Here is a 15,252-nt window from a genome sequence, read left to right on the forward strand (position 1 = left end):
TTCTGAATGCGGCCAACATCATGTTTTAACATTGAACGACAGATATTTCACATGTACGGCTTGTGAAACTTACCAAAGCCGAGACTTGTCAGCGGCTAAAAGCATAGCAAAAACAGGTGAATTAGATTTGATTGCGGCTGGGATCGTCGCAAGGGTTACCCCCACATCTCAGCAGAAATTAGCCATTAAAACGAAAGTCTTCGAGCTATCGAAGTTTGCTGTTGGAACTGAGAAAAAAGAAGCAGCCTAGTCTCTAAGTCAAGGCTGTAGAAGCCCATTGATCGACACGGAGTGGCGTCGATGGGTAGTTCACTTATAACAATTTGTACTATCGGGATTAATAAAGAGTGATGAAGTTGATAAAACAGATGAGACTTATAAATTAATTAACAAAAAAAAGCGGCCAAAGCCGCTCAAGGAAGTAAACTATGTACGCTTAAAATGCATACTTAACCGAGAATTGTAAACGGTCCATATCGCCATCGTTACCGCTTTCAAGCTCGCGCTCGGCATGCTTAAACTCAGCACCAAAAGTTAAGCGTTTAACTGGTGAATATAAAATGTTAGCACTGTAGCTTTGGCTTGATTTAGTTGGATCGACTGTAAGGGCGAGTAAGTCTGTGTTGTTATCAGCACTGAAAAATGAATATAAGAAAGTTGAACGCCATTGGCTATTCCACTTATGCTGATACGCTACAAAGCCAGAAGTTGAATCAATAGCATCTAAATCATCGCCATTGAGTACTGCACCATGGGCTACATTAACACCAACATAACGGCCTAAGCCTTTACCTTGTGTAAGCATAAACTTAAAGTTGTCTTCGCCTAGTTTAACCATACCCGATGCACTAACACCAAATGAAGTTTCATCGGCATCAATAGCACCTACTTTATAAGTAAGTTGACGGGCAAGTGCAGCAACTACTAAATTACCCCAGTCAGCTTTATGGGTATAACGTGCAGTAAAGTCAGGAAGTGAAGCATCGTCGGTTACAGCCATACCGCCGCCAGCAGTAGTAATGGTGCTTTCTGGGTTTTCTAATGAGAAAGACCAAGCGCCAGTAGTGTATTTAACTTGAGTTTGGCGTACAAACACTGTGCCCTCTGCTGGGCCTATAAAATCAAGTGCTTCAGGTAGTGCGCCAACGTTTTGAAAGTTAGACCATGTTTGGCCAAATAACCAACCATCGTAGCTAATAAATGCATGACGTACACGTGGAGCGTAAGAGTTAGATACACGCTCGTTACCACCAGGAGCAGAAGCCAAAAAGTCGATTTCAATTTTGGTGTTAATGGTTTTGCCATTATCAAGTAATGTAGCTGTACCAAAGTTAAAACGAGATTCACGGGCATGCATATCAAATACAGCGTCAGAGCTATTGTCTGGGCCTACAGTCACTGTGCTCGGTACATAAAAGTCACGACCCACGTTAGTGCCCGCTGGTGCGCCTGCAGAATAGTCACTCCACATAGCATCTAATTTAATATATCCGCCGTAAGTAAATTCAGTATCTCCAACTTTTGCTGCAGTGGCTGCATAAGCTGTGCTTGAAAGTGCACATAGTACAGCACTTGCTGCAAGTGTTTTTAATGGGGTAAATTTCATTGTTGCGTCCTTTATAGGCTACGTGTTGATTATTGCTTTTTATTTAGAGTGTATTAATAGCGTGAGTATTACTTACGAATAAAAGTTAATTTAAAGATTTTTTATTCGTTAAATAAAAATTAAAGCTAATTAATGCAAATATTATAATACTTAGGTGAAGCACTTTTAAATATGTACACTATTTACTCAATCATCTATTAGTCTATAAGACTAAGGTGTAATGATTACAATGTGATTATTTACTTACATTTAACATCATGTATTATTTATGTAAAAGTAATAAATAGCGCAGCGATTATAAACAACAAATTAGTAATTAGAATAGCTTTACAACTAAGGTCTAATACTTAATAGCGCATTGCTGAGTAATCCTTGAGAAAAGCCTAAGGCAAGTAATTTAAATGGAGACCAAGATGTCAAAAAATATCTATCCAGTTCCTACGCATATTAAAAACACAGCTCTCGTCGATAACGATAAATATAATAAAATGTATAAACACTCGATTGATGATCCACGAAGTTTTTGGGCTGAACACGGTAAGCGCCTTGATTGGTTTACTCCTTATTCTAAAGTAAAAAACACCACCTTTGATAAAGGCCACATAAATATTAAGTGGTATGAAGATGGCTACCTTAATGCATCGTATAACTGTATTGACCGCCACTTAAAAACAAAAGCCAATAAAGTAGCGCTTATATGGGAGGGCGATAACCCATCGCAAAGCGAGCATATTACTTATCAAAAATTACATGATGAAGTAGCAAAGTTTGCTAATGGTTTAAAAAAGCTGGGCGTACAAAAAGGTGATCGCGTCGCTATTTATATGCCAATGAGCCCACAAGCTATTTACGCAATGCAAGGGTGTGCACGTATTGGTGCTATTCACTCAGTTATATTTGGTGGTTTTTCACCCTCTGCGATTGCCGATCGTATTAAGGATTCGGGCGCAAAAGTGGTTATTACTTCAGACGAAGGACGCCGTGCTGGTAACTGCGTGCCACTTAAAGCAAACGTTGACGAAGCTGTGTTGCAAGAGTCAGTAACAAGTATAGAGCATGTTATTGTGCACCAACTTACCGGTGGCGATGTTGATTGGCACGACCATGATATATGGTGGCACGATTTAGTAGCAGACGAAGAGCCTGTGTGCGAGCCTGAGGTAATGAACGCTGAAGACCCGTTATTTATTTTATACACCTCAGGGTCAACAGGTCAGCCAAAAGGAGTGGTGCATACCACGGGTGGTTATTTAGTTTATGCATCGATGACGCACGAATATATATTTGATGTAAAAGAGGACGATGTTTTTTGGTGTAGCGCCGATGTAGGTTGGATCACCGGGCACAGTTATATTGCTTATGGTCCGCTGGTAAATGGTTGTACCCAAGTTGTATTTGAAGGTGTACCTACTTACCCAACCGCAGGGCGTATGGGCGAAGTTGTTGATAAACACGGTGTTACTATTTTATATACCGCGCCTACCGCTATTCGTGCCTTAATGGCAAAAGGCGATGAGCCTGTAGCGTCATCTCATCGTAATAGTTTACGAATTTTAGGATCGGTTGGTGAGCCAATTAACCCTGAAGCATGGAATTGGTATTACGAACAAATAGGTAAGTCAAATTGCCCTATCGTTGATACCTGGTGGCAAACAGAAACGGGTGGCATTATGATCACCCCATTACCAGGTGCTACCGATTTAAAACCAGGCTCTGCAACGCGTCCATTTTTTGGTATTGCGCCGGCAATATTTGACGCTGAGGGTAATACGCTTGAAGGTGAAGCTGATGGTAACTTAGTTATTTTAGATAGCTGGCCATCGCAAGCACGTACTATTTATGGCGATCATGAACGTTTTGAACAAACTTACTTTTCTACCTACCCAGGTGTGTATTTTTGTGGCGATGGCTGTCGTCGTGACGAAGATGGTTATTATTGGATCACTGGTCGCGTAGATGATGTACTTAATATTTCGGGGCATCGTTTAGGCACTGCTGAAATAGAAAGCGCACTGGTTGCACACCCAGCAGTAGCTGAAGCCGCTGTAGTAGGTTATCCGCATGATATTAAAGGCCAAGGTATTTATGTTTACATTACCCCTAACGAAGGTATAACGGTAAGCGATGAGTTAACCAAAGAAATTCGTAACTGGGTTCGTAAAGAGTTAAGCCCAATTGCGTCACCCGATATGATTCAGTGGTCACCAGGGTTACCAAAAACGCGTTCTGGTAAAATAATGCGTCGAATTTTACGTAAAATTGCGGCCAACGAGCACGAACAACTAGGTGATACATCAACACTTGCCGATCCATCTGTGGTTGATGAGTTAATTGAAAATCGATTAAATCGTTAAATGCGCGTTAAAAGCTTGATTACAAGTTGATTCTAAACGTAGTATATCGGCTGTGCTCTACTAGATAGGGCACAGCCGAATTTATTAGGAGTGAACCATGAGTCAGTTTTTAATAGCGGACGACCATCCGTTATTTCGTGAAGCACTAAAGGGTGCACTAACTGTAAAATTTGACGATTTAGAAGTATTTGAATCATCTGATTTTGACAGTACATTGCAGGTGTTAAGCGAGCAAGAAGATCTTGATATATTACTGCTGGATTTACACATGCCAGGTAATGGTGATTTATACGGCCTTATTCGTATTAGAGAAGACTATCCTAGTTTACCTATTGCGGTAGTTTCGGGAAGTGAAGACGCTAATATTGTATCTAAAGTAATGGGTTACGGCGCAATGGGGTTTATTCCTAAGTCATCATCATCAGATGATATTGCCAATGCAATTAATCAAATACTCGAAGGCGATACTTGGTTACCAACAGAATTAAAAAATAAAGTCGCCGAAATTCAAGGCGAAGACCGAGAAATTGCAGCGCAAGTTGCCTCACTTACCCCACAACAATACCGTGTTTTACAATACCTGCACGAAGGTTTGCTAAATAAGCAAATAGCGTATGAGTTACATATTTCAGAAGCCACTGTAAAAGCGCATATTACCGCCATATTTAGAAAGCTTGGCGTATATAACCGCACACAAGCGGTATTAATTGCTGCAAAACTACAATTAGCACCTATAGAGCAAATATAAAACCATGCATAGAATAGAGGCACAAAGCCTCTTTTTTAGTCTTATTTACGCTTATATACGCAATTATCACAAGCCATTCACCTTTATTACATGATCTCCTATAAAAATAATGCTAGCTTACGGGCATTTTATAATTAAGAGAACATGGTATGTCAGACTCTTTAGACTCCAAGGCCCAAAGTAGTAATGAAAGCGCAAATAAAGGCTGGTTTAACCGCTTTTTAGCCGGCGTAGAATTTTTAGGCAATATGCTACCGCATCCCATCACCTTATTTGCAATATTTTGTATCGTAATTGTTGTATTTAGTGGAGTGGCGGATTGGTTTGGCCTAAGTGCAATCGATCCTCGACCTGAGGGCTCGCCTGGGCGCGAACCCGATGGTGTTATTGAAGTAGTGAGCTTGCTTAGTGCCGAGGGATTACAGCGTATTGTAACTGGCTTGGTAACTAATTTTACCAGCTTTGCACCACTGGGCACGGTACTGGTAGCTTTACTTGGTGTGAGTGTTGCTGAGCACTCTGGACTGCTGTCGGCAGCAATGCGCGGCATGGTAATGGGTGCATCAAAGCGGTTAGTGACCTTTATGGTGGTGTTTGCCGCTATTTTATCTAATACCGCCTCTGAGCTGGGCTATGTGGTACTTATTCCATTAGCTGCAATGATATTCCATAGTTTAGGGCGTCATCCATTAGCGGGCTTAGCAGCGGCGTTTGCTGGGGTGTCGGGTGGTTATAGTGCTAACTTATTATTAGGCACAATAGATCCCTTACTGGCAGGCATTACCACACCTGCGGCACAAATGATCGACCCAACTTACCAAGTAGGCGCAGAAGCTAACTGGTATTTTATGATGGTGTCGGTGTTTTTAATTGCGATTTTAGGCACCTTAGTTACTGAAAAAATTGTTGAACCACGTTTAGGTAAATATAATCCTGAAGAGGCCAGTGCTGATCTTGCACAAAATAATATTGCCGCGTTAACGGCCAAAGAAAAGTCGGGTTTAAAGTGGGCAGGGGTATCGCTATTAGTTGTATCGCTACTACTTGCCTGGACCATAGTGCCAGCCGATGGCATTTTACGTAACCCCGAAACCGGATTAGTAGCCCACTCGCCCTTTTTGAAAGGCATAGTGGTGTTTATTTTTGTAACCTTTGGTATTCCGGGCTTTGTATATGGGCGCGTTGTTGGCACCATGAAAAACGACAAAGACGTAATTAATGCGATGAGCAAAAGTATGAGCTCAATGGGCATGTATATTGTGCTAGTGTTTTTTGCTGCGCAATTTGTCGCGTTTTTTAAATGGACCAATTTAGGCACTATTTTAGCAATTAACGGTGCTGCATTACTGCAAGCTTTAAACTTAACTGGCCCCGAAGTTTTTGTATTATTTATATTAATGTGTGCATTGGTTAACTTAAGCTTAGGGTCGTCTTCGGCGCAATGGGCTGTTACCGCGCCTATTTTTGTACCTATGCTAATGTTAGTTGGTTACGCGCCAGAGACCATTCAGGCGGCTTATCGTATAGGTGACTCGGTTACTAACTTAATAACGCCAATGATGAGCTATTTTGGCTTGATCCTCGCTGTCGCTGCTAAGTACAAAAAAGATATGGGTATAGGCACACTAGTAGCCACTATGCTGCCATACAGTATGATATTTTTTGTTGGTTGGGTTATTTTGTTTTATTTATGGGTATTTGTATTGGGTATGCCAGTAGGGCCAGGATCACCCACTTATTACACGCCTTAATAGTATCTGGGTAATACAATAAGTATTATTTAATCGTTTAAAAATGCCAGCATAATTTGCTGGCATTTTTGTTTTACGAAAACACCACGGTTTTATTACCGTTAATAAATAGCTTATGCTCAGAGGCAAGTTGTAGCGCTTTACAAAATACTGTTTTTTCTACATCTTTACCCATATTGGCCATCATTTTTGCAGTTTCTGCGTGGGTTACAGGCGTAACATCTTGCAAAATAATAGGCCCTTCGTCTAACTCGTTATTGACAAAGTGAGCTGTGGCTCCAATGATTTTTACGCCACGTTCAAATGCTTGGTGATAAGGTTTTGCACCAATAAAAGCGGGTAAGAACGAGTGATGAATATTAATAATTTTGCCCTCAAAGCGTTGTACAAACTCAGGGCTTAAAATACGCATATATTTAGCTAAACCAATAATGTCAGGGTTATAGCTGGCAATTAAATCGCCTACTTGTTGATCGTGCTCGCTGCGCGTTAATCCCTCATGAGAGATAACATGAAAAGGGACATTAAGCCCTTTAGCAAGCGGCTCTAAAATAGGGTAGTTTGCTATAACGGCTTGCACTTCAATATTTAGCGCTTGTTCGAATTGCTTTAATAATACGCCACCTAAGCAATGTGCTTCTTTAGTAGCAAGTAACACAACTTTGGTTTTTGTACCATTGTGTAAAGCCACTTTAGCGTCTGCAGGTAGTATTTCGCGTAGTAGTGGTAAAAAGTTACTTTGTGGCTCACCAGTGAGCTCTGTACGCATAAAAAAGCGTTTAGCGTCTTTGTCTACAAATTCATTATTACGTGTAATATTTAAATTATGCTGGTGGCAAAGCCCGGTGATTTTGGCTATTAGCCCTACATCATCGGCGCATTGTGTGGTTAGTATGTAGCTCATTCTCTCATTCTTACCCAATTATAGATTGCTTTATTATTTGCGTTTTAGCGCATAAAGCAAGGGCTTTGTGTGTTGTTACAAGGTTTAATTTAGAACAAGCATGACATTAAAGTGAGCAAAGTTAACTGGGGTTTAAAAAGGTATAGTTGCTGTTAAAAATGCCACTGATTGCCAGTGGCATTGATATATAATTAAGTTACCGTGTTATGACTTGGTTTCTGAGGCTAAATCATCTTGTTGTCTGATAAAGCCGGCGGCTTCTTCATCATTTTTTGTAATTGCGCTTTGCTGTGTTGGCATAGCGCGTGTTTGCTGATTAAGCTGATGAATTTGCGACGCGTTACCTAAATCACGCTCACTGGTAATTGAGGCTATTGACTCACGATCTTTTAAGAACGCAATCACATCGTTTTTAATTGCTTGTAACTGACCTTCGTCTTTGTGCATTTCCATAATATGGCGTGGATGCTCAAGATTTTTCATACCTGTTGCTGCAAAAGTGGTGGTTACTATTCGCGAAACAATAACCCAAGGGGTAATGCTGCTACGTACTAAGGTGTTTTCAGAGCGAGTGCTGTCGTGAATACCTGTACCGGTTGATATTTTAGACTCAGTAAATGTACCTTCACATTTAAAATAGACCAGAAGTGATTCAAATTGCATTTCAGCAAAAAACAAATGTGCATTGCTACTTAATAGCTGAGCAAAGGCTTTAATTAATACACCTATCAGTAATAAGTGTACGCTTGCCATTACTAGCTCGCTGATAGGTGAAATATGACGATTATTAAGTGCTTGCTCTATTGAATTGATATTTGCGCTATCAATATAACGATAAATATCGATGAAAGAGTAGGCTAATAATACCGTGAAAATAAGCGCGATTAAATACAGAAAATTACCACTAAGTAGCGCCAATAATCTAGCCATACTAAAACCTTTACCTAAATCTAGCTCATGTAGTTTAGGTTGTATTTCTTGAATTATTTCGCCTTTAAAGCCGCCTTTTCCTTCTACTTGCTCTTGCAGTTGTGGGTTGAGCTCGCGGTATACGCGATTAGGCACTTCTTTATAACGACGGTTAGCCATTACTAGGTTATCTAAATTAATAAAAATTTCAGTAGGGTGTACAGATTCTTGCCAGTTTTCGCGCAGCTCAGATACCTCAGTGCTTGGTGTTATGGTATTTAATCGTGCTTTTAACATAGTAAAAACCAGTGCGCAGCTCAAGGTGGCTAAAATAATAATAGCGACTAAATACATACCCGCATGTAGGTTGGGTAATTGTTCAAACCAAACATCTATTTGCGCTTTACTAATGTGTTGTTCTTGCATTAACCACGACATAGAAAGGCCAATAATAATGGGTAAAATAAACGATAGCGAAATAATTTTAGCCAGTGCACCACCACCAAGTGGTTCAATTTCTCTTGCAGCATTGCGAGTGGTTGGTTTACCTGCCGAGCGCCATGAGAACAATACATAAAACATTAAAATGCTACTGTATATGGGAAATGCTAATTCGCCTGCTTCACCGGTAAAGCCCGACAAAGATACAAAAGCTACCAGTCCATACGCAATAAGTGCCACAAAGGTACTTACCCATGAGCCAAATAATTGCTGGGCAATATTACGCATCGGGTAGGGTAAAAACATTAGTTTAGGAATAAGGCTATGCAACAAGCGAGATAAAAAGCCTTTAGGCTCTTTAAAAGTAATGTTTTTACGACCCATAAGCATTTCTTCTAGTTCTTGGTCGTTATAGGCAACTTCTTTTTTTTCTTCTTTTGCGGTAGAGCTTTGCGATTTACTGTAGTTATAAGCCAGTGACGTAGGGTGATTACGGCCAACAAAGTATTTTAGTGTGGCATAAATACCTGTTGAGAGTGAAGCAATGCCAAACCCTAAAATAATCATCCCAAAAAGCATCAAGATCCACCCTGCAGTTGCATCTTCTTTAACTAACCCTGCAGCAACAACAAGCAGCGTAATGCCGGTAATTGACTCTATAGCACCTCTTAGTGCGGTTACTTTACCTTCAAGCTTGAAGGGGTTTTTAAGTCCAAGATCAATCGATCCATAATCAAAAGCCATTGAATATTCCTTTATAAAAGAATTTTATTGGGAGAAATAAGTGTAATAAGCAATTTATGTTTATTACACTTATTTATTAGTTTTGGCATTATAAGCTTGGTTTAAGCAAATAGCCTGAAATGTTAAGCGTTTATTATTGCAGCATAAAGGTTTCGTATTCTAAATCTTCAAACTGTTTAGATAACCAAAACAAACCCACAACCGAGCTAATAATAGTTGCAAATGCAAAGCCATAGCCATAAAACTGTGGTCCAAGTGCAACCGATAAATAGGTAAAAACAACATTTACGACTAAAAATATTGCTGCGAGTACCAGCACAGTAAAACGTTTATCTAAATAAAATAAAATATTGAGTATTGATAAAAATATAACCTGTACACCCACACCCACTACATCGATAAATAATAAGGTTTTGTAGTTAGGATCTATGCCTATAAAAGTGAGTATTTGCTCACCCCAAAGTAATAAGCAAGCTACGGTAATACCCTGAATTTTAAATATATCGTATAAACCACCTTGGGCAGTTTGTATCATATTATCTTTTAATAAATAAATTTCATTTAAAGAGGCACCTTCGCGTATTGCAGTGTAAAAACGGTCGTACTCCTCTACAAAGTCGGTTTCCATTCTTACCAAAAACACGGCCATACCAGGAATAATAGACAAGTAGGCTAAAAATATGGGTAAGTCGTAAATAGGGCTTGCCCTGAGAGTACCAATAATTTCAATTGAGGTACTAGGTGAATACCAAAAAATAATTTTATCAGCCCAAACACCTATATTGTAAAACAAGCCACAAAAGAACAGGCTGTAATACACTTTTTTATTATTTAAAAAATCAAAGCTAATTAACTTATCACCAGGGTAGCGGCGAATAATCATAAATAAAAAGCTAAAAAATAACAGCGCTTCGCCAGCAAAAAAAGCAAAAAACAATCCATCTAATTGCCAATCTCTTAGTAAATATGCCAGTAATACCATAAAAGAATAGCCACTAAGCATAGTAACTAAAATGAGCCGGTACTCTTTCATACCCGATAAAAATATAGCCCCGAGCCACTGATTACATAAGCCGACAAATGCACCTAAAATAATTAATTTAGTCACTACTGGCAGTGGCAATAATGGCCACACAGCAAGGCCAACGAGTAACGCAGCTATGGTAGTAACTAATTGCGCGCCAAGTAGATTAGGCAGTATTTGACCATCATCTTTAGTAAAAAGTAGGTCGGCAATAAAACGCGTTAATAATAGCTGTAAGCCGCCAGTTAAAATAAGCGAGGCGGCCATCATGTAGGTAACTAAGGTTAAAAATTGAATGATCAGTACTTTTGGTAGCACAATGCCCAAGCTTAAAATACCAATAAGCATTAAAGCAATAATAGATAGTAACCAAGGGCCTGAGCCAATTAATCCAGCGTAGCCGTAAGCTTCAAATACTGAAAGCAGGGTGTTTTTTTTGAGAATCTTACGTATCTCAAAACCTATTCCGGCCATGCCATTGTGTCCTTATAAAGTTTATCGTAACGAGCAAACATATGGCTCTCATCATAAAATTTTTGTACCCGTTCAAGGCCACTTTTTTGATATTCGCGCCACCTTTGCTCGTTTTGCAATATATTTACTATTTGCTGAGCAGTGTCGCTAGGTGAGGCTATTGCTACCACTTCGCCAGCTTTGCCAAAGGCTTTGTCTTGTGCGGTTGCGCCTTCTATTATTTCGCGGCAAGAACCTACATCACTGGCTAATACAGGCACGCCAGCTGCCATTGCTTCTAGTAGTACCAAAGGCTGCGCCTCAGATATTGAGGTGAGTGCTACAACGCCTAACTTAGGCAGTATTTCAGCAATGTTTTGCATGCCTAAAAATTTCACATTGTCGATTAAATCTAAGCTGTCGACCAATAACTGGCATTCTTGATAATATTTTGGATCTTCCTCAAAAGGGCCAATTATCCAGCCCTCTAGGGTGGGTATAATAGATTGTGCTTCTTTAATTGCGCGTATAAATGTTTTTATATCCTTAATAGGCACAACACGACCAATTAAACCTACTACCATTGGCGTTTTTTCTGGGCGTTGTAACAGGGCTTGTTTAAAACGCACTGTTTTAATGCCATTAGGTACCACAAGCGTTTTTGCCGGCTCTGCGCCATCTTTAATTTGGCGTTGCATATTACCATCGTACAAAGAAATAATTTTAGTCGCTTGCTGGTACGTTGTACGGCCAATTTGCTCAAAAAAGTTGATCCACATACGCCGAATAAAGCCCATTTCGGTATTTAAATTTTTACCTAAGCTCTGCTCCGAATCTTTGATCCAGCTTGCTTGAATTAAATCAATTTTACGCTCTTTTGTGTATATACCATGCTCGGTAAGTAAAAAAGGCGTACCACTTATTGCACTGGCGCCAGAGCCTAAAATACCGGCGTAGCCTGTTGATATAGAATGAATTAGTTTAACTTTTGGCAGGCCCCTAGCAATTTCTGCTATTTTAAATAACGGCTTATATAAATTACGATATGACCAAAAAAAGTCGATAAATGACGATTCATCACAATAGCTTAAATAGTATTTTGAAAGGGCTTGCCAAGATGACTCACTATATAAAAAATCGGCTGCATTAATGCCATCTTTTTTGCCGAGTGTTTCAAAAGCAAATTTTAATAACTCAGTGGGTATAGGGTCGTTACAGTCACGAAAGTAGCTTTGCAGCTGTTGCCAAAAATCAAACAGTTCTTGCTTGTATTTAGTGCCATGCTTCGCTTTTATTTCAGTGGTATTATTTTCAATTAAATAATGAACATGTAATTTAGTCACATTATCAGGTAGCTGGTATTGAATTTCGCCGTAGTGCTCAGGTGCTCCACCCAAAAATACCAACTCAAAATTATAATGTGGTAAGCCTTCAATTATTTGATGCACCCAACTTGATACGCCACCGCGTACATATGGGTAGGTACCTTCTAAAAGTAGTAATATGTCAGCATTCTTTTCAGCCATGCCAGTACTCCTGTAAATGGCGTAGTTCGCTACCTTCAGGTTGTTTAGGGAGCTCATTTAAATAGCGCTTACAATCATCTAATAGGCCCATGTAAAAAGCGACTTCAGCTTTATATGGCAATACATGGCGCTGCGCCATGCCAAATTCTGTAGCGTGTGTTAAGTGCGTTAGTGCTTGCGGGTATTTGTTTAGCGATAAACAAATACGGCCTAATAACACAAAGGTAGCAGGGGCTTTTACATGCTCAACACTTTGCAGAGCCAGTAGCTCTGCTTTTTCTAGTACGTAGGATTTTAGCGCGCCTTGGGCTAAGCCTAAATAACTTAGCTCCCAGTACAGCTCAGCTAGTTGCCCTTGCAATTTACCTAGTTCGGGTTGCGTGCTTGTTAAGGTGATTTCTTGCTGATATTGGCTTATTTTTTCGTTTATTTTAGTTTCTTTACCATCCAGTGTTGAATAAGCAAGTAAACGAATATCATCTTCTAGATCTTTAAGTGCAAGTTTTAAAATAGGAATAGCGCGTGCGTCACTCATGTGACGTGCAGACATTACAGCACTTAAACGCTTATTAGGCTCACTGGCGTGTTTTAAAATAGCTTTTAAGCCACCAATAGAATAAGACGGATTTGCCGAAGTCATTTTAGCTTCAAAGGGAAGGGCTGGGATTTTATGTTCTTCTATTTCAATGTCGTCATTTTTGATTGGTTTACATAGGGCAAAGCTTAATGCAAATACAACACCTATAATGCCAAGTATGGGCAGTGAAAGCAGTAATAAAAATAAAAACAAAACACTGCTAAATGGGGTTGTTTTGTATTTTACAGGAATGAGTGTATAGCTAATAAAAGCATAAAAAAGGCTAGCTAATGCATGGAGTAAAGTAACAATTAGCCAGTTGGGAGTGTCGAGTATTTGCAGTAATGCAAAATACTCGCATATACACCCTAAGATGGCTGCAATGATAATTTTAATCATGAAATGCGACCAATCTTTTTAAATCGTCATTATTAATAGGCAATGCTATTTGTTGCTCGATAACAATACCTAAATCAGTTAGATTTTTGCCAGTACGTCCTTTGCTCCAACTATTTAAGCGGGCAATGAATCCTGTTTTTTCAAGTTCATCAGCCAAAGGCATAAGTAGCAGTAATGTTTGTTTTTCGTTGTTATACAAATAAATGTCTAAACCACGGCGGGCTTCGCTTAAATATTTCATAAGTTGACGCGATTCAGGATTAATATTTGTAGCTGTTATTTTTAATAAATGCGATGGGATTTTATAGCGTTTAGCCTCTTTATTTGCACGTTTTACTTGTTTAATAAAGTAGGGCGCTTCATTGGCTTGCATTACCGGATTAGTTATTTCGTGACGGAGTAAGTCACCAATGTGTCCAGCCATAACAGCAAGCAAGGTAAGTGTGGTGTTTTTAAGAGCAAAAAATTGCACTTTTTCGACTAATATAACCCCATAAACTGTGTCGCTAATATCTGTAATTGGAATCGCAATATGGTACTGACTTACACCTAAAGAGGCTTTTACGTCTTTTACCGATACTAATTCGTTTTCTGCAAACATAGCACTGACAAGCGGATCTGACATGGATACTGTATTCATTTTACCAATAGCAGCAAGTGGCGGATCTACAATGATGTTGTTTTCAACCTTGTATATACCCGCTTTTTCTAATGTTCCGTATTCAACAAATAAATTTAAAATACTTTGTGCGGCTTTATTTAAACACCTTTCTTCTAGTTGCCCAATAGATTCTCTTACTGCTTGCAGCGATTCTCTTAAACTAAGCGTATGGCCAGCGAGCACTTGCTCAAGGCGATCATGCGAGGAGCTAATAAGATGATATTGACGGGTAAACACCTCTAATCGTTCGGTTACATATTCTAATTGAATAGTTTGCCTTTGATTGGTGCGATCCCATACATCTCTAAACTCGCCAGTGACCATAATGACAATAACATAACCTAAAATAGCGTTAATATTAAAGTCACTTTGGGGCGTTAAAATATCTGTTTCTACAAGCAGCAGTTGGCCAATAAGCAAACTTAGTATGCTAATAAAGCCTTTTGAAAAGCCGTAACGTAATGCTACCAGCAGAGGGCCTAAAACCGGCCACGAAAACCCACCTTGCGTCCAAAAGGGATCCGCTGTGTTAAACAGCACGGGTAGCCCTAAAGCCAGCGCGGTAAATATAAATACCTCAGCCCATATCTGTAGCTCAGGAACCTCTCTTGGGCGAAAGAAATGTGTTTTCACTCACTAACCTCTATGTAAGATAGTAAATCGGCTATGACATCTTGGGCTACCGCAGCAATGCTATCTCGTCCCCAACCACTTTTAGCAATTGTGCCTGTCCATAGTGGTGTTGTTTGGCCGCTAGCCGTTAATGATAGAGTTAAAGCAACCACAGGTTCGCCGTCAAGTCCTGCTTTATAACGCCACTCTTCAATGCTACCACTTATAATATAATCAGCTTGTTGCGTGCTTAGCCACTGCATTGCGTTATCTACACGGTATTGATCGTCTAGCGGTGGTAGCTCTTTATTGTTAGTGCGTGGCGCACGAATTAAAGTAGGTAGCTTATTTTGCTGCCAAATACTGGCTAAAATATCCTCTGCGCGCTCACCAGCAAGCGGTGTTTGTGCATGATTTACAAGTGGTAATAATGCCACTGTTGTTGTTGCTCTAAGCTCAACATCATCAGCCACATGGCTGGTTGTACAAGCTGATAAAACTAATACCAAACACGGTATAACTAAACGAAACATAATCTCTCCT

General features: G+C 39.7%; 11 protein-coding genes and 1 pseudogene. 4 read left to right on the top strand and 8 right to left on the bottom strand.

All coding sequences use genetic code 11. The annotated features are described in order from the left end of the window. A pseudogene (locus tag I6F41_RS18085) lies at positions 1-250 on the top strand (RNA-guided endonuclease InsQ/TnpB family protein); the annotation flags it as partial. 186 nt (positions 251-436) lie between these two features. Here I6F41_RS18085 and I6F41_RS17070 read toward each other — a convergent pair. After that, a complete protein-coding gene (locus tag I6F41_RS17070; RefSeq protein ID WP_089367835.1) occupies positions 437-1,606 on the bottom strand; it encodes a DcaP family trimeric outer membrane transporter in 1,170 nt (389 codons plus the stop codon). Between the two features lie 413 nt (positions 1,607-2,019). Here I6F41_RS17070 and acs point away from each other — a divergent pair, with 413 nt between their 5' ends. The 3 genes from acs to I6F41_RS17085 all read left to right on the top strand — a co-directional run bounded on the left by acs (position 2,020) and on the right by I6F41_RS17085 (position 6,459). Continuing rightward, positions 2,020-3,960, top strand: a complete 1,941-nt coding sequence (gene acs, locus I6F41_RS17075; RefSeq protein ID WP_197108853.1) for an acetate--CoA ligase — start codon at positions 2,020-2,022, stop codon at positions 3,958-3,960. A 97-nt stretch (positions 3,961-4,057) separates the two neighbouring features. Then, positions 4,058-4,708, top strand: coding sequence for a LuxR C-terminal-related transcriptional regulator (locus I6F41_RS17080; RefSeq protein ID WP_011327396.1), 651 nt, complete (start codon positions 4,058-4,060; stop codon positions 4,706-4,708). 149 nt (positions 4,709-4,857) lie between these two features. Continuing rightward, the gene (locus tag I6F41_RS17085; RefSeq protein WP_179808083.1) at positions 4,858-6,459 is read left to right on the top strand and encodes an AbgT family transporter; all 1,602 of its coding nucleotides are present in this window, start codon (positions 4,858-4,860) and stop codon (positions 6,457-6,459) included. Between the two features lie 73 nt (positions 6,460-6,532). On the opposite strand, the gene purU is transcribed toward I6F41_RS17085, so the two are convergent. The 7 genes from purU to I6F41_RS17120 form a co-directional block, all read right to left on the bottom strand. After that, on the bottom strand, positions 6,533-7,363 hold the full coding sequence (purU, locus tag I6F41_RS17090) for a formyltetrahydrofolate deformylase (protein ID WP_011327398.1): 831 nt from the start codon (positions 7,361-7,363) through the stop codon (positions 6,533-6,535). Positions 7,364-7,567: 204 nt separating this feature from the next. Further along, a complete protein-coding gene (locus I6F41_RS17095; protein WP_197108855.1) occupies positions 7,568-9,457 on the bottom strand; it encodes a hypothetical protein in 1,890 nt (629 codons plus the stop codon). Between the two features lie 133 nt (positions 9,458-9,590). Next, entirely contained in the window at positions 9,591-10,955 is a 1,365-nt protein-coding gene (pelG, locus tag I6F41_RS17100; protein WP_011327400.1) for an exopolysaccharide Pel transporter PelG, read from the bottom strand. Further along, positions 10,943-12,460, bottom strand: a complete 1,518-nt coding sequence (pelF, locus tag I6F41_RS17105; protein ID WP_011327401.1) for a GT4 family glycosyltransferase PelF — start codon at positions 12,458-12,460, stop codon at positions 10,943-10,945. Before pelF ends, pelG begins: the two co-directional genes overlap by 13 nt. Next, on the bottom strand, positions 12,453-13,436 hold the full coding sequence (locus tag I6F41_RS17110) for a HEAT repeat domain-containing protein (RefSeq protein WP_011327402.1): 984 nt from the start codon (positions 13,434-13,436) through the stop codon (positions 12,453-12,455). The genes pelF and I6F41_RS17110 overlap by 8 nt, the downstream gene beginning before the upstream one ends. Beyond that, entirely contained in the window at positions 13,429-14,730 is a 1,302-nt protein-coding gene (locus I6F41_RS18120; protein WP_197108856.1) for a PelD GGDEF domain-containing protein, read from the bottom strand. The genes I6F41_RS17110 and I6F41_RS18120 overlap by 8 nt, the downstream gene beginning before the upstream one ends. After that, on the bottom strand, positions 14,727-15,242 hold the full coding sequence (locus I6F41_RS17120; protein ID WP_182683784.1) for a protein PelC: 516 nt from the start codon (positions 15,240-15,242) through the stop codon (positions 14,727-14,729). The genes I6F41_RS18120 and I6F41_RS17120 overlap by 4 nt, the downstream gene beginning before the upstream one ends. Positions 15,243-15,252 lie beyond the last annotated feature (10 nt).

The sequence above is a fragment of the Pseudoalteromonas sp. SCQQ13 genome, assembly GCF_015864415.1.
Lineage (GTDB): Bacteria > Pseudomonadota > Gammaproteobacteria > Enterobacterales > Alteromonadaceae > Pseudoalteromonas > Pseudoalteromonas nigrifaciens.

What these genes read in the sequence shown, in the direction of transcription:
- pelG (WP_011327400.1), bottom strand. Translation starts at nt 10,955, where the DNA reads ATGGCCGGAATAGGTTTTGAGATACGTAAGATTCTCAAAAAAAACACC.
- I6F41_RS17110 (WP_011327402.1), bottom strand. Translation starts at nt 13,436, where the DNA reads ATGATTAAAATTATCATTGCAGCCATCTTAGGGTGTATATGCGAGTAT.
- I6F41_RS17120 (WP_182683784.1), bottom strand. Translation starts at nt 15,242, where the DNA reads ATGTTTCGTTTAGTTATACCGTGTTTGGTATTAGTTTTATCAGCTTGT.
- I6F41_RS17095 (WP_197108855.1), bottom strand. Translation starts at nt 9,457, where the DNA reads ATGGCTTTTGATTATGGATCGATTGATCTTGGACTTAAAAACCCCTTC.
- pelF (WP_011327401.1), bottom strand. Translation starts at nt 12,460, where the DNA reads ATGGCTGAAAAGAATGCTGACATATTACTACTTTTAGAAGGTACCTAC.
- I6F41_RS17080 (WP_011327396.1), top strand. Translation starts at nt 4,058, where the DNA reads ATGAGTCAGTTTTTAATAGCGGACGACCATCCGTTATTTCGTGAAGCA.
- I6F41_RS17070 (WP_089367835.1), bottom strand. Translation starts at nt 1,606, where the DNA reads ATGAAATTTACCCCATTAAAAACACTTGCAGCAAGTGCTGTACTATGT.
- purU (WP_011327398.1), bottom strand. Translation starts at nt 7,363, where the DNA reads ATGAGCTACATACTAACCACACAATGCGCCGATGATGTAGGGCTAATA.
- I6F41_RS17085 (WP_179808083.1), top strand. Translation starts at nt 4,858, where the DNA reads ATGTCAGACTCTTTAGACTCCAAGGCCCAAAGTAGTAATGAAAGCGCA.
- acs (WP_197108853.1), top strand. Translation starts at nt 2,020, where the DNA reads ATGTCAAAAAATATCTATCCAGTTCCTACGCATATTAAAAACACAGCT.